18 protein-coding genes and 1 riboswitch are annotated in these 13139 nt (G+C 56.2%); of the genes, 7 read left to right on the plus strand and 11 right to left on the minus strand.

Annotated features, from left to right (window positions below):
- Positions 1-85: 85 nt before the first annotated feature.
- From D6Z24_RS09705 to D6Z24_RS09745, 9 genes are all read right to left on the minus strand, one after another.
- Positions 86-472 carry a hypothetical protein gene (locus D6Z24_RS09705; protein WP_129126380.1) on the minus strand — a complete coding sequence of 129 codons (387 nt, stop codon included), beginning with the start codon at positions 470-472 and terminating at the stop codon, positions 86-88.
- Positions 473-616: 144 nt separating this feature from the next.
- Positions 617-1060 carry a 50S ribosomal protein L9 gene (gene rplI / locus D6Z24_RS09710; RefSeq protein ID WP_129126381.1) on the minus strand — a complete coding sequence of 148 codons (444 nt, stop codon included), beginning with the start codon at positions 1058-1060 and terminating at the stop codon, positions 617-619.
- Positions 1061-1083: 23 nt separating this feature from the next.
- Positions 1084-2037 carry a YybS family protein gene (locus D6Z24_RS09715; RefSeq protein WP_129126382.1) on the minus strand — a complete coding sequence of 318 codons (954 nt, stop codon included), beginning with the start codon at positions 2035-2037 and terminating at the stop codon, positions 1084-1086.
- Positions 2038-2319 (minus strand): 30S ribosomal protein S18, encoded by a 282-nt coding sequence (gene rpsR / locus D6Z24_RS09720; RefSeq protein ID WP_129126383.1) that lies wholly within the window; start codon positions 2317-2319, stop codon positions 2038-2040.
- 3 nt (positions 2320-2322) lie between these two features.
- Positions 2323-2721 (minus strand): 30S ribosomal protein S6, encoded by a 399-nt coding sequence (rpsF, locus tag D6Z24_RS09725; protein ID WP_129126384.1) that lies wholly within the window; start codon positions 2719-2721, stop codon positions 2323-2325.
- A gap of 131 nt (positions 2722-2852) precedes the next feature.
- The gene (gene ychF, locus D6Z24_RS09730; RefSeq protein WP_129126385.1) at positions 2853-3947 is read right to left on the minus strand and encodes a redox-regulated ATPase YchF; all 1095 of its coding nucleotides are present in this window, start codon (positions 3945-3947) and stop codon (positions 2853-2855) included.
- A 15-nt stretch (positions 3948-3962) separates the two neighbouring features.
- On the minus strand, positions 3963-4529 hold the full coding sequence (gene pth / locus D6Z24_RS09735; RefSeq protein ID WP_129126386.1) for an aminoacyl-tRNA hydrolase: 567 nt from the start codon (positions 4527-4529) through the stop codon (positions 3963-3965).
- Positions 4530-4540: 11 nt separating this feature from the next.
- Entirely contained in the window at positions 4541-5128 is a 588-nt protein-coding gene (locus D6Z24_RS09740; protein WP_129126387.1) for a 50S ribosomal protein L25, read from the minus strand.
- A 54-nt stretch (positions 5129-5182) separates the two neighbouring features.
- Complete coding sequence (locus D6Z24_RS09745) at positions 5183-6133, minus strand: ribose-phosphate pyrophosphokinase (RefSeq protein WP_129126388.1); 951 nt, start codon at positions 6131-6133, stop codon at positions 5183-5185.
- A gap of 331 nt (positions 6134-6464) precedes the next feature.
- On the opposite strand from D6Z24_RS09745, the gene D6Z24_RS09750 reads away from it, so the two are divergent.
- Positions 6465-6896, plus strand: coding sequence for a PilZ domain-containing protein (locus D6Z24_RS09750; protein WP_129126389.1), 432 nt, complete (start codon positions 6465-6467; stop codon positions 6894-6896).
- A 13-nt stretch (positions 6897-6909) separates the two neighbouring features.
- Here the strand turns inward: D6Z24_RS09750 and D6Z24_RS09755 are convergent, their stop codons facing one another.
- Positions 6910-7284 carry a hypothetical protein gene (locus tag D6Z24_RS09755; RefSeq protein ID WP_129126390.1) on the minus strand — a complete coding sequence of 125 codons (375 nt, stop codon included), beginning with the start codon at positions 7282-7284 and terminating at the stop codon, positions 6910-6912.
- A 208-nt stretch (positions 7285-7492) separates the two neighbouring features.
- Positions 7493-7569: riboswitch (cyclic di-GMP riboswitch) on the plus strand.
- Between the two features lie 124 nt (positions 7570-7693).
- Between D6Z24_RS09755 and D6Z24_RS09760 the strand changes: the two genes are divergently transcribed.
- From D6Z24_RS09760 to D6Z24_RS09780, 5 genes are all read left to right on the plus strand, one after another.
- Complete coding sequence (locus tag D6Z24_RS09760; protein ID WP_246014625.1) at positions 7694-7963, plus strand: hypothetical protein; 270 nt, start codon at positions 7694-7696, stop codon at positions 7961-7963.
- Between the two features lie 32 nt (positions 7964-7995).
- A complete protein-coding gene (locus D6Z24_RS09765; protein WP_129126391.1) occupies positions 7996-8934 on the plus strand; it encodes a DUF4382 domain-containing protein in 939 nt (312 codons plus the stop codon).
- 70 nt (positions 8935-9004) lie between these two features.
- Positions 9005-9406 (plus strand): bacteriohemerythrin, encoded by a 402-nt coding sequence (locus D6Z24_RS09770; protein WP_129126392.1) that lies wholly within the window; start codon positions 9005-9007, stop codon positions 9404-9406.
- Positions 9407-9575: 169 nt separating this feature from the next.
- Positions 9576-10244, plus strand: coding sequence for a lipid-binding SYLF domain-containing protein (locus tag D6Z24_RS09775; RefSeq protein ID WP_129126393.1), 669 nt, complete (start codon positions 9576-9578; stop codon positions 10242-10244).
- Positions 10245-10504: 260 nt separating this feature from the next.
- Positions 10505-10873, plus strand: a complete 369-nt coding sequence (locus D6Z24_RS09780) for a hypothetical protein (RefSeq protein ID WP_129126394.1) — start codon at positions 10505-10507, stop codon at positions 10871-10873.
- Between the two features lie 53 nt (positions 10874-10926).
- Here D6Z24_RS09780 and D6Z24_RS21505 read toward each other — a convergent pair whose 3' ends face one another.
- Positions 10927-11343, minus strand: a complete 417-nt coding sequence (locus D6Z24_RS21505) for a hypothetical protein (protein WP_162605104.1) — start codon at positions 11341-11343, stop codon at positions 10927-10929.
- 794 nt (positions 11344-12137) lie between these two features.
- On the opposite strand from D6Z24_RS21505, the gene D6Z24_RS09795 reads away from it, so the two are divergent.
- Positions 12138-12596, plus strand: coding sequence for a hypothetical protein (locus D6Z24_RS09795; protein WP_129126396.1), 459 nt, complete (start codon positions 12138-12140; stop codon positions 12594-12596).
- The last annotated feature ends 543 nt before the right edge of the window (positions 12597-13139 follow it).

Below are 13139 nucleotides of genomic sequence, written 5' to 3' on the forward strand. Positions count from 1 at the left end.
GATCCCTTCTCCCGCCGAGGCTATGCGCCGTAGCGCTTCGGCCCGCTAAGGCGGGAGAGGGGCCGATCCTGTCCCCTTCCCTTCCCTACCCGCGTCTGCTTCTCACTTCTTCGTTGAACTTCTCCATGTTGCCGCTCAACTCTCCCGTCAGGGCATGATAGTCGTCTATCGCCCGTCCCAGTAGAAATTCCGCCTCGTTGCGCACATCCATGTGCACGTAGAGGTCGGTTTCGTGTGCGGGACGACTCTCCCCGCGTACCGAGGCCCGTGCCGGCCGGAATAGATTCAGCACGGAGCGGAATGGAGTTTCCTTTTCGCCGGCACCGATCTGCAACAACTGTCCGAGGATCTCCTCTGCGGCACCCGCCAGAGTAATGACACTGAAGAGATCCTTCTTGGCGAAGTACAGAAGCAGCGCCGTCTCCAACTGGCGCACCGCAATCTCCTGCTTGTGATGTTTCTCGATGTTCACAGCTCCCCCGATGTGCGGCGCAAATGCGGGCCGGCCAAGATCTTCAGTCGCACGCACCCATACCGCTATCAACAAAATAAAAAGGGCCGCTCTCACAGGAGGCGGCCCTTTATTATTACAGACAGGTTCGGCTTTGCAGCGGTCCTAGGCCTTGGTAACCACGACCTTCAGGTTTGCCGCAACTTCCGGGTGCAGCTTCACGATTGCGGTGAACTCGCCCAGATGCTTGATCGGCTCGTCGAGCACGATGCGCTTGCGGTCGATTTCCACGCCCTTTGCCTTCAGCTGCTCAGCCAGTTCCATGTTGGTGACTGCGCCGAAGAGCTTGTCGTCCGCGCCGGCCTGGTGTGCCAGGTTGAGGGTGATGGCTTCGATCTTGGCCGCAAGCTGCTTGGCAGCTTCGAGAACCTTGTTCTTCTTGTATTCGAGGTGACGCTTGGCGTGCTCGAGAGCCTTGGCGTTCTTCTCGGTAGCCTCGATGGCGAACCCTTTCGGGAGCAGGTAGTTCCTTGCGTAGCCCGGGGCTACCTTGACGATGTCGCCGATGTGACCGAGGTTTTCAACGTTTTCTTTGAGAATTACCTTCATGTGTTGCCTCCTAGCCTGGTTAGTTACAGGTTTTCCTGTTTATTGGGGGACCTGAAGTCCGCCCAGAGATCAAATATCCCCAGCGCCGCGATCGCCAGCACCATCATGGGCTGGAAAACGAGGAGCAGGGTTGCCAACAATCTGATGAAGACCGGGACCGCCAGCTTCTGGAAGAAGAAGCTGATGATGGCCACCCCCTGGGTCGAGTACAGCGCGCCCAGAACGATCAGTACGTTCAAGGCGGAGAGGTGCACGATGTTCTCAGGGACCAGCACGCAAAACCCGGCTGCGATGAGCAGCCAGACAAGCGGCTCCGGATTCTTGTACTTCTTGAAGTCACCTACCTGCAGCGGCATCCCCATGCGCGAAACGATGCCCGCTAGGAGCAACAGGTTCAGGCATGCGACGACCCCGTAGGCCACGGTCACCATGGCCGGGTAGATGGTTACCACCAACTGCCCCGCCTGGTGCATCGAGTCGTTGAGCGCCTTCAGCTCATCGCCCTTGACGCCCGCCTTCTCGTAAAGAAGCGCGGTCTGGTTGATGCTGTTTTGCACGCCCTTGGTGATCTTCGCCTGCAGATCGGCGCCGGTGGCGAGGCCGTAGACGACTGCCGCAGCCAGCAGCACGGTGACGTTGACCGCCACCGCGTAGATCACCGAGCGGGCCCCGCCCTTACCGCGGACGAGGAACTCGGGAAGCGCCATGGAAAGCACGCCGGCCTGCAAGAGGTAGATCGCGGTGGCCGCCGGATCGGCAATCGCCAGAAGAAGCGCACAGCTTCCCAAGACGACACCGAGACCGGTCCCCCTCCCCCGCTTCAATGCGTAGAAGGCGGCGGGAGCAGAGGCGAAGAGGCCGGGGATCATGCCGACCACGGGGAGGTAGACGAAAGCAAGGAAGAGCGTTACCGTAGCAACGCTCCCCTTGATCACATCAAAAACCTTACCCTGCGGAGGGTTCACCGGTAGCGGCATTTACGCGGTTGCGTGGCTGCCTGCGATCGGGAGCAGCGCGATGTTCCTTGCACGCTTGATCGCCTCGGTGATTTCCCTCTGGTGCTTGGAGCAGTTACCGGAGATACGACGCGGGATGATCTTGCCGCGCTCGGACACGAAGTAACGAAGGGTGCGGGGATCTTTGTAGTCGATGGTAACCTGTTTGTCCGCGCAGAAACGGCAGACTTTACGACGCTGGAACGGACGCTTCTTCCTCGGGCCGCTGCTGGTGCTTCTCTGGGGTGCTCTTTCGTCTGCCATCTCTTATTCCTCCGTAGTAGTCGTTTCTGCCGGTGCCTCGGTAGCGGCGGCAGCCACTTCCTCGGTCCCTTCCTCGGCACTCTTAACCGGAGCGGCCGCCGGGGCAACCACTTCCTGCTCGAGCTTGACGCTCTGGTACCTGATTACCTTGTCGTCAAGGCGCAGACGACGCTCCAGCTCTGCGATCAGCGGAGCATCGGCATCGAAACGGAGGTAAAAGTAACGGCCACGCGGGTTCTTGTTGATCGGGTAGGCAAGTTTCCTGGTACCCCAGTCCTCAAGCCTCTTGAAATCGCCGTTCATGCTGGCGATGACGTCCTGTACCTTGGCGGAAAGAGCTTTGATCTCTTCGTCACCGAGGTCCGGCTGGACGATGTAAATCGTCTCGTACATCCTGCTCATTGTTAAGCCTCCTCACGGTTAATTTAGCCCCGGTCCGACCCGGAGCAAGGAGATACGGCCATGGGCCGTTCTGGTGAACGCTGCTTATTACTACAGTTTTGAAACTTTGACAAGCAAAAGATGAAAAAAGATCAAACGTTGAACCTGAAATGCATGACGTCGCCGTCCTGCACCACGTACTCTTTCCCTTCCAGGCGCATCAGCCCCTTCTCCTTCGCGCCTGATTCGCCGCCGGAGGCGATGAAGTCCTTGTAGGCGATCACTTCGGCGCGGATAAAGCCTTTCTCGAAGTCGGAGTGGATGACGCCGGCTGCGCCGGGCGCCTTGGTTCCCTTGGTGATGGTCCAGGCACGCACCTCCTTCACGCCGGCGGTGAAGTAGGTGATGAGGCCTAAAAGCTCGTAACCGGAACGGATCAGCCGGTCGAGACCGGACTCGGCAAGCCCCATCTCCTCGAGGAAGGCCTGTTTCTCCTCCCCCGCAAGTTCGGAAATCTCAGCCTCGATGGAGCCGCAGATGAACACGACGCCGTTCCCCTCCTTGGCCGCGAGTTGGCGCACCTCCTCGACGTAAGGATGCTTCCCTTCCAGGTCGTCCTCCGCCACGTTGGCGACGTAGAGAACCGGCTTCGCGGTCATCAGGTGCATGTCGCGCAGGATCAGCCTCTCGTCCTCGTTCTCCGCGAGGTCGCGCGGTGAAAGCCCTTTCTCCAGGGTCGCTTTAACCTTCTGGCAGAACTCCACGTCCTCCTTCGCCTTCTTGTCGCCGCTTCTAGCCTGCTTCTCGGTGCGCAGCATGCGCTTTTCCACCGTGTCGAGATCGGCCAGCGCCAGTTCGGTCTGGATCACCTCGATGTCGCGCACCGGGGACACGCTGCCGCTCACGTGGACCACGTTCTCGTTCTCGAAGCAGCGCACCACGTGCAGGATCGCGTCGACGGAACGGATGTGTCCAAGGAACTTGTTACCGAGCCCTTCCCCCTGGCTCGCCCCCTTCACCAGGCCGGCGATGTCGAGGAACTCGATGGTCGTGGGGAGGATGCGCTCCGGGTGCACGATCTCGGCGAGCTTGTCCATGCGGGGATCGGGCACCGACACGATCCCGACGTTGGGATCGATGGTGCAAAAGGGGTAGTTGGCGGACTCGGCACCTGCCGAGGTGAGCGCGTTGAAGATGGTCGACTTCCCGACGTTAGGGAGACCTACGATGCCGCAGTTAAAACCCATGTACGTTTCCTTTTATTACTTCGCGTTGAAGATGCTCATCGCCTTCGGCATCCCTTCCTTCATCGCCATTTCGATGGCGTCCAGGGAGGTGTCCAGCACTTCCAGCAGTTCGTTCATCTCTTCCTTGGCGAAGTTCGTGAGTACGAAGTTCACCACGTCGCCGTGCAGAGGACGTCCGATGCCGACGCGCACCCGTGCGAAGGAAGTGGAACCGAGTTCCTGGGCCAGCGAGCGAAGCCCGTTGTGCCCGCCGTGGCCGCCCCCTTCCTTGAGCCGCACCTTGCCGAAGGGGATGTCCAGGTCGTCATGGATCACGATGAGATCAGAGAGGGACAACTTGTAGAAGCGGAGCGCCTCGGCGACCGAGCGCCCGGACAGGTTCATGAAGGTCTGCGGTTTGAGGAGATAGACCCGCTCGCCCGCCCAGTTCCCGTCGCCGGAAAGGCCGGAGAAGGCCTTCCTGGTGACGGAGATACCGGACTGGCTGGAGAGACGGTCTAAAACCATGAAACCCGCGTTGTGGCGGGTCCATGTGTACTTGGGCCCGGGGTTGCCGAGCCCTACGATCAGTTTTGCAGCCATAGCGGTCCTGGTTAGGCGGCAGCCTCTTCCTCGGTTGCAGCCTTGCGGCCGAGGATGCTGACCACCGGAGCCTTCGGATCGCTCAGGATCGCGGTGCCCACCGGTGCCTTGATGTCGCCCACGTGGATGGAGTGGCCGATGGCGAGCTCGACGACGTCGACGTTGATGTGCGCCGGGATGTGAACCGGGAGGCACTCGACCTCAACTTCGTGCATGGCGAAATCGAGGAAACCGCCTGCCTTGACGCCCGCCGGGGTGCCGACGAGGTTCAGCTTCACGTGCACCTTCACCTTGTCGGCGAGGTTGATCTTGTGCAGGTCCACGTGGCGCGGGGTGTTCTTCAGGGAGTCGCGCAGCAGATCGGCTACGATGACGTTGGCGCCTTCCAGCGCGGGGACGCCCTGCAGCGTCAGGATATGGTTGCGGCCGCCTTCACCGGCGATCGCTTCGGAAAGCTCTTTCTGGCCCAGGGAAATGCAGACCGGCTCGAACCCTTTACCGTACACGACGGCCGGAACACGGCCGGCGGCGCGCAGACGACGGCAGATCCCCTTGCCGGTTTTTTCCCTCAGTTCAACATTCAGCACCTGCTTACTCATACATCCTCCGATGTCAATCTTGGTATTTGATCCAATGACAGATTTTATTTGGTTCTACACAAAAAGCGAGCTGACAGATTCGTCCTCGTGGATGCGACGGATCGCCTCAGCCAGAAGGTCGGCCACGGAAAGCACTCTCAGTTTCTCGGTCTGTTCAGCCTTCTCTCCCAGAGGGACGGTGTCCGTGATGACCACCTTCTCGATGACGGAGTTGTTGATCCTCTCGATCGCCGGCCCGGAAAGGACGCCGTGGGTGGCGCAGGCGTAGACGTTGGCGGCGCCGTGCTCCTTGAGGGCGAGGGCCGCCTGGGTCAGAGTCCCGGCGGTGTCGATCATGTCGTCGAGGATGATGGCGTTCTTACCCTTGACGTCACCGATCAGGTGCATGACCTCCATGACGTTCGGACCGGTACGGCGCTTGTCGATCACGGCGAGAGTGCAGCCAAGCCTCTTGGCGAAGGCCCTGGCGCGCTCCGTGCCGCCTGCATCGGGGGAAACCATGACCAGGTTGTCCAGGTCGTCGGCGAAACGGCTCTTCAGGTGGGCGAGGAGCACCGGTGCGGCATAGAGGTTGTCCACCGGGATGTTGAAAAAGCCCTGAATCTGACCGGCATGCAGGTCGATGGTGACCACCCTGTGGGCGCCCGCCGTCGTGATCAGGTCGGCCACGAGTTTGGAACTGATCGGCGTCCTCGGGGCGGCCTTCCTATCCTGCCGCGCATAGCCGTAGTAAGGCATGACGGCGGTGATGGTGGAGGCCGACGCCCTCTTCAGCGCATCGATCATGATGAGCAGTTCCATCAGATTGTTGTTGGTCGGGCAGCAGGTCGACTGCACCACGTAAATATCCCGCCCACGAACGTTCTCGCCGATCTCGACCATGATCTCGCCATCGGAAAAGGTCCTCACCTTGGCCTTGCCAAGGGGCACCTTGAGGCAGTCACAGATCTTCTCCGCCAGAACCGGATTCGAGTTGCCGCTGAACACCCTGATCTTGTTTTCCATTAACGCACCGGTCCTCTCTGCTTCTTTTCTTTATAAATTAGCTGCGTGTGTACCAGCCGAAACCTCAGGAATCCGCATCCCAAATCCAGGAAACGCTACTTAATACAATACTTGCCTTGTGAAGTCAACGGAAAACCTGCCGCCGCCCAAGGCATCTTCATGCCGGCACGACGCGTCTGCAAGCAACGTCCCCGGACCCGCCCCATGCGGGAGCGACACAAAAAACTCGTTGCAGACCTGTATGTTGACAAAATCGGCTACAGTTTGTATGGATCATGGTCGATAAGAAACCAACCGAACATCTCAATAGCATGCGAGGAGGGCTTCACCCATGAACCAGCGGCGTTTCCACCGGGTCAAACACACGGCACCCGGCGAACTGAAGCATCATGAAATGAGATACCGTTGCCGCATTGAAAACATATCGTTGCGCGGCGCGCTCATCAGTGCGGACGAGTGCCTGATGGTCCCGCTCAACGAAACTTGCACCCTTTCCATCGAGGTCTCGCCCGGGCAAGCCCCCATGGTCGTTTCGGTCAGCGTGGTGCACTGTTTCTTCTCGATGATGGGGGTTAAGTTCATCGCCTTCGAGGGGGATGCGGAGCAGACCCTACTGGAACTGATCAGGAATATCACGACCGAGCCGGAAAAGCTCGTGCAGGAGTGGGAAAGCATTCAGCAGGAAAAGGCTGGACGCAAACAACAGGCCGTAGCCGTAGCCGAGCCTGCCGTCGCGGTCTGTAACGAGGGGATTAGGGCCTGAAGCCTCTTGCGGACTAGTGACCGCCGAAGTCGTCCGGACGTGAAGAGGAGGGAACGCGCCTCTCATAGGGAAGGCAGCTGTTGATGTTCAACACCTCCTCGGCAAGCGCCACGCTCTTGTACCTCAACGAAACCTGTTCCAGCTTATCCTTCAGCCGGACGAGAACGTCCAGACTCTCCGTACGTGCATATTCGTTGTACAACTGCATCACTTCCATGAAGACGCAGTCAAGAGACTCCTCGATGGACGGGCGTGCGTCACACGGCTCGGCTTTTCTCTCATCCGCACCGGCATCGGCGTTCCGACGTGCCTCCTCCCTGAAACGGCATAGCGCGAGCCTGTCTATCTTGTACTTGGCGTTGCCGATATCAAGGATACTTCTAACCATACTCCCCCCTCGTACTACACTGAAATAAGCAGAACAACAAAAGGCATCTCTTACAGTATTAGAAGTTCGGCAGTGCTTCGGGAAACTTTAGTCTTTTTCGCCCCTATCTGCTTGTGATCAGTAGGAAACACCCGACACGAGCAAAAGCGCGCTTGACAGGGTACAGGCCTTGCGTTATCGTTCCTGCGAAAACCACAACAGCACCGATAAACGACAATACTAAACCATCCGCGAGGATGGGACGGAAAGCCTACAGGGTCTCACAGAGACAGCCGGGTCGCCGAAATATCACATAGATATTAGGCCCCGGCTTTTTTATTGCGCGGAGTTTGAGACAGAGACTGAGAAGTCCCTTCTTGAGCTCGGGATACAAAAGAAGGGGCAAATACCACCCCGAAAGGAATCCGACATGCGCGTGAAACCACCCTCAACCTCACTGGCTGTATTCGCTCTCACCTGCTTCATGCTGGCAGCCCCGACGACAGGTCACACAGGAACCGTCGGCGTCAACATCCAGCTAAACGGCTACATCCCCGCCCCCCCGGGAGTACACATCTACTATGACTCCGGGCGTCCTTATTACGTAGAGAACCACCAGCGGGTTTACCTGAAGAAAAAGGAGAAGGACCACCACGACCACGGCAAGAAGAAAGGACACAAAAAGCATCATCGCGATTAACAGGGATCTCCAAACAAAAGGAGGACATCACCATGCGAAAGACCTTTTTTGCCTACCGTTATCTTCTCATCGCCCTTTGCACCGTCACCGCAGCCCTTTTGTACCTGGGCGGATGCGGCGGAGGCGGCAGCAGCAGTACCAGCAAGGGGACCCTCAAGCTTGCCATCACCGACCGTCAAAGCGACGAATTCCAGAACCTCTTCATATCCATCCGCGAGATAAGGCTCGTTCCCGCGGGGCGTGAAAACGCCGCCGACAACGATCCCGCACTCCCCGTCTTCGCAAGCTACACCACCGCCAGGTCGGTGGACGTGATGCAGTTGCGCTTCAGCCAGGAAACCTTGGGCGACATCGCCCTCCCCGCCGGCACCTACAGCCAGATCCGCCTCATCCTCGATCCGAACCCGGGCGGCAACCAGGATCCGGTCAACTACCTCGTACTGGCGAGTGACCCCAACACGAAAGTCCCTCTAACCACGCCGAGCGGACAGCAATCCGGGCTCAAGATCCTCGGACCAATCGAGGTCAAGCCTGGCGTCATCAACGCCGTAATGATCGACTTCGACCCGAACACCGCCGTGGTCAAGCGCGGCAACAGCGGGCAGTACAACTTCAAGCCGACGGGGATAAGGCTCATCCAGATGGCGAACATGCTTGAGAGCTTCGGGTCCATCGCCGGCAACGTCAGCAACCCGTTCGTCAACTGGAGCAGCGCCACCGTCTCCATCAAGCGCCGCGGGGCCATCAACGGTACGAACCCCATCGCCGCGGGCCAGATCTTTGCGACCTATACCAGCGGGAAGTGGCAGGCTCCATTCTCCGCCTTCGTTCCAGCCAGCACCTCCGACACCGACCGCTACAAGGCCTTCATAAGCGCTAACGGCTTCGCCCTGTACTCGTCGGCAGCGGTATTGGTCACCGCCGGTCACGAAACATCTTTGGGCGAGATCACCCTAGCGCCCAACCAGTAATCATTTATGTGCCCGGTCCCTCCCTCACGGGGGCGACCGGGCACAACTTCTAAACAGGAGAGAAGGCTGTATGCCTATTATTGAATGGAAGGACTGTTATTTGGTTGGCATACAAGAGATCGACCAGTATCACCGTCACCTGGTACAGTATCTCAACAAAAGCTACGACCATTTCCGTGAAAACCACACGCTTGAGCCCGGGGTACTGGAGATCCTGATCGATTTTTCGATTCAGCAGTTCAACTGCGAGGAACGCTGGATGCAGCGAACGTCCTATCCTAAACTCACCGCCCACAAGGAAGAGCATCGGCATTTCCAGACCGAGATAGCCCTGCTGAAAAAAGGAAAGGGATTGGACACCAAGGGGTGCGTCGAGCTGCTCTGGTTTTTGTGCTCTTGGGTCACCAACCACATGCGCGAGAGCGACGCGGAGTTCGGCAGGTTTCTCGATTCCCAGCCGCGCCGGACCTGAACACAGCTCACAAACGGGCAGAGCGCCCGTCACTGAGGACACAGCCGGGTTGCGATTCTGGACATTGCACCCGGCTTTTCTATGCCTGGATTAAAAGCTGAGCCCAAAGCTCAGTCGAGGCGTATCATTTACCTGTAGTATCCAGTGAAAACAAGGGAGGATATCATCCATGAGAACGATAAGAATGATCACCGCCGCGATCGTTGCCCTGCTGCTGGGGACGAGCATCACGCCGGCTTTCGCTGCCGGTGAGACGCGGAAGATCGAGGACTGCGTCGAAGTGGTCAAGGCGATCAAGGCCATACCCGAGCAGAGCATCCCGCCGGCGCTTCTCCAGAACGCCCAGGGGGTGATGGTAATTCCGGGAGTGATCAAGGTAGGGTTCGTGGTCGGCGGCAGATACGGTACAGGAGTACTTACGGTCCGTGACGAAAAGGGGGCCTGGACCGATCCGGTCTTCGTTAAGATAGCGGGCGGGAGCCTCGGCTGGCAGATCGGGGCGGAATCTACCGACCTTATCCTCGTCTTCAAGACCAAGAAGAGCGTGGAAGGGGCACTAAAAGGAAAATTCACCCTGGGTGCCGACGCATCCGTTGCCGCCGGTCCGGTAGGTCGCAGCGCCGAAGGGGCGACCGACGTCACCCTGAAGGCCGAGATCCTTTCCTACTCGAGGAGCCGCGGGCTGTTCGCCGGCATCGCACTAAACGGTGCAGCGCTCATGATCGACGACGAAGCCAACGCCTCCTTCTACGGCAAAGACATCACCCCCAAGGGCATCATGTCCGGCCAGGGAGGCAAGCGCACCCCCGAAGTCGCTGCATTGCTCGATCTGCTCTGATTGAAACGCCCTCGCGTCACCCAAAGGCTGTCCCCATTGCGTTGGGGACAGCCTTTCCAACTTCATTGGGTGATTTTCTTTCCAATTTAATGATCCACTCCCCCCTCAACATCACAGCCTTTTTCCTTCCACCATAGTTCGTACCGCTAATGAAGCTGACCCGAGCCTTTTTCATCGCCGCTCAGCGGGTTGCGAGCACGCGAGACGCCGCTAGAATCCTGTCGTCTGGCTGGAACCTGCCGAAGAAAAGGAGGTTGGATATGTCCTACGTAAAAGTTTCCGTCGACCTAACAGGAAAAGACTCCACCGTTCTCAGCACCGTGCACCGCTGCACTCGGGGGCTTGAAACCTTGCTCCTGTACAAAGCCGGCCCCATTCCTGTGGAAGAAGTGAAGGGGGCCGTGAGCTATTATGACACTTCTCACGAAGGAGCGAAAACCGGGAACCGTGTAGAAATCTTTAAACGCAACAATGCACGCAGGACTGTCACGGAAATGTTCAAGAAGATAATTTCATTCCTGCAATCCGTAGCGACAGAAGAGGATATTCCGGCTCTAATGGAAGCGGGATTCAATGCTCGCGTGCCTTCTTACCGGAAAAGAACCACGACAGAACCCACAACAGCTTAGATTAGGACGGATGACTTCGTCAGGCGACCAGACAGCCCATGCTGTTGCAATGATCAATCCCCCGAGGGAAACGACGCATGCCGTGCTCTCGGGGGTCTGTTTGCTTTTGGCCCCTCCTTTTTCCGGTTGGTTCCCACAGCCATGTTACCCCCCATCAAAAACATGTTGGCACCCATCCCAAACATGTTGGTACCCATCCCAAACATGTTGGTACCCATCCCAAACATGTTGGTACCCATCCCAAACATGTTGGTACCCATCTCAAATATGTTGGTGCCCATCCCAAATATGTTGATACCCATCCCAAATATGTTGGTGCCCATCCCAAATATGTTGGTACCTATCCCAAATATGTTGATGCCTATCCCAAATATGTTGGTGCCCATCCCAAATATGTTGGTGCAAATCAAAAATATGTTGGTACCCATCCCAAATATGTAGATACCTATCCCAAATATGTTGGTGCCCATCACATAATGTCGATACCCATCAACAAAGCCAAGCCCCCCCTCCGAATATCTTTGGAACCGGGTATATGATGGCCAACTACCACAATTGGGATTTCACAAGATGTAGTATTTACAGACCTGACGTGGAACGTAGGATTAATATTTCAAACGATGGGATCCATGAGGAGTGCGTTTCCTAGGAGAGGATATTGAACTTGCTGATATGTGGAGGGATTGGGTAGCAGGAAACTACTCGGATTGTTTGCAGGATGAAATGAGGTGTTGAATGGCTTTCGGATCTGATGCTGGTGGGCTCGCTATGTTCTGGATCAGCTTGTATCCGTTCTTCATGAGTGAGGCTAGGTCTGGTCGGGTACATCAGTGCTCTGCCGTCCAGCGAGGAGTACACCATTTGGTCCTCTAGATTACCACAAGTCCCACACATTACTGTGACCGCTGAGTCCCGAGCAGCCTTGAATCCTGTTGAGGTAAACGTACCATACTTGATCCCGTGAATCGTGTCTCCTTGCCTTATCGCCCTACCGCAGTATTCGCATTTCGTATATGCCCACTTTTGGGTAATTGTGTAATAGGCCTTAGCCTAAGAGGACGTCATCAAATTCAGCTAACCTGCTATCCCCTCCCTCCAGGTAAACGGCTTTGCAACCTAGGGCCTTGCCAGCATGCTTGACAGCAGCGCAGTAGCTGGTACATTTTAAAGCTTACCGATAGAGCACCTGCATTGTTCAGAGTTGACATCATCGTTCGTGTGTGTGGAGATTGCCAAAGCCAGTAGCCTAAAGGAGGTATCTAATATGCGAAAGAATCCTCTCTGGGTTTTAGTCATTTTAACCTTATCCTTTTTGGCCCTAAGTGTTCCAGCCATGGCAGAGCACACAAAAGGTGTGTTCAGTCAGATCCCGGCTTATTATGATGCCAAGCTTTTCACCATTACCTTTACGGAGCTTCCTTCTGGAGGAGAAGCAGCCGTCTTGAAACGTAACAAAAGCATCAACATCATATACCAGTCTGATCAAGCTGAGCAGTGCAACACGCCGGTCACAAGCGTTATTGATGCAATACCGGGGCCGGGCGAAGGTCCAGGCTTCAACCCTCTTTGGCAAGAGGTTCAGATCACTTACTTGGGTGGATGCGGGTCTGTAGTCCAGTTCAAGTCAGATAACGAAATCTTGTCGCAAGTCGGGATTACCATCGCACTGACTCCCACTACAGAAATATATACATGTTCAGTTGTAGGACCTGGACCGAAATAGAAAGTGCCCATACACACAATACGAGACCGGTCCTCATTTCGAGACCGGTTTTTTTATTACTGTCCCTTGGCGTTAGCACATCTCAAAAAAGCTAGGTGTCGTGTGTGGTTTAGGTGATGGGAATTCTTCTGGTCAAAATAATGTTTCGATGATCATGGGGGTTCCTCCAATAGTTTTAATGTTTGCCCCTAACAACGTGAAATACTAACCTTAGACGCATGCCTTTCATCACGTGATTTTAGTCACTTGTCCACCTCCTCACATTTGTTACAGATTTAAATAAGGAATTTCATACAGCACACACTTACCTTCGTCACACGAATAAATATTGACATGCAATTACCACTAGTTAGAGAAATGTACAGAAAATGTGCACGACGTAAAAGTGCCTATTCTTACGTGACAACCTGAGAAGATATCCACAGGATTTGAGGGTTTATTCACAGGCACAGTGGAAAGGTGTTGAAGAATTGAAAACTTATGAGATAATAATGAGAGTCGGGATACAGTGTAAGACCAGCGCCAGATAGCCTCCGCAGTCAA

The organism is Geomonas oryzae (assembly GCF_004117875.1).
Taxonomy (GTDB): Bacteria; Desulfobacterota; Desulfuromonadia; order Geobacterales; family Geobacteraceae; genus Geomonas; species Geomonas oryzae.

What these genes read in the sequence shown, in the direction of transcription:
- rplI (WP_129126381.1), bottom strand. Translation starts at nt 1,060, where the DNA reads ATGAAGGTAATTCTCAAAGAAAACGTTGAAAACCTCGGTCACATCGGC.
- D6Z24_RS09715 (WP_129126382.1), bottom strand. Translation starts at nt 2,037, where the DNA reads ATGCCGCTACCGGTGAACCCTCCGCAGGGTAAGGTTTTTGATGTGATC.
- rpsR (WP_129126383.1), bottom strand. Translation starts at nt 2,319, where the DNA reads ATGGCAGACGAAAGAGCACCCCAGAGAAGCACCAGCAGCGGCCCGAGG.
- rpsF (WP_129126384.1), bottom strand. Translation starts at nt 2,721, where the DNA reads ATGAGCAGGATGTACGAGACGATTTACATCGTCCAGCCGGACCTCGGT.
- ychF (WP_129126385.1), bottom strand. Translation starts at nt 3,947, where the DNA reads ATGGGTTTTAACTGCGGCATCGTAGGTCTCCCTAACGTCGGGAAGTCG.
- pth (WP_129126386.1), bottom strand. Translation starts at nt 4,529, where the DNA reads ATGGCTGCAAAACTGATCGTAGGGCTCGGCAACCCCGGGCCCAAGTAC.
- D6Z24_RS09740 (WP_129126387.1), bottom strand. Translation starts at nt 5,128, where the DNA reads ATGAGTAAGCAGGTGCTGAATGTTGAACTGAGGGAAAAAACCGGCAAG.
- D6Z24_RS09745 (WP_129126388.1), bottom strand. Translation starts at nt 6,133, where the DNA reads ATGGAAAACAAGATCAGGGTGTTCAGCGGCAACTCGAATCCGGTTCTG.
- D6Z24_RS09750 (WP_129126389.1), top strand. Translation starts at nt 6,465, where the DNA reads ATGAACCAGCGGCGTTTCCACCGGGTCAAACACACGGCACCCGGCGAA.
- D6Z24_RS09755 (WP_129126390.1), bottom strand. Translation starts at nt 7,284, where the DNA reads ATGGTTAGAAGTATCCTTGATATCGGCAACGCCAAGTACAAGATAGAC.
- D6Z24_RS09760 (WP_246014625.1), top strand. Translation starts at nt 7,694, where the DNA reads ATGCGCGTGAAACCACCCTCAACCTCACTGGCTGTATTCGCTCTCACC.
- D6Z24_RS09765 (WP_129126391.1), top strand. Translation starts at nt 7,996, where the DNA reads ATGCGAAAGACCTTTTTTGCCTACCGTTATCTTCTCATCGCCCTTTGC.
- D6Z24_RS09770 (WP_129126392.1), top strand. Translation starts at nt 9,005, where the DNA reads ATGCCTATTATTGAATGGAAGGACTGTTATTTGGTTGGCATACAAGAG.
- D6Z24_RS09775 (WP_129126393.1), top strand. Translation starts at nt 9,576, where the DNA reads ATGAGAACGATAAGAATGATCACCGCCGCGATCGTTGCCCTGCTGCTG.
- D6Z24_RS09780 (WP_129126394.1), top strand. Translation starts at nt 10,505, where the DNA reads ATGTCCTACGTAAAAGTTTCCGTCGACCTAACAGGAAAAGACTCCACC.
- D6Z24_RS21505 (WP_162605104.1), bottom strand. Translation starts at nt 11,343, where the DNA reads ATGGGCACCAACATATTTGGGATAGGTATCTACATATTTGGGATGGGT.
- D6Z24_RS09795 (WP_129126396.1), top strand. Translation starts at nt 12,138, where the DNA reads ATGCGAAAGAATCCTCTCTGGGTTTTAGTCATTTTAACCTTATCCTTT.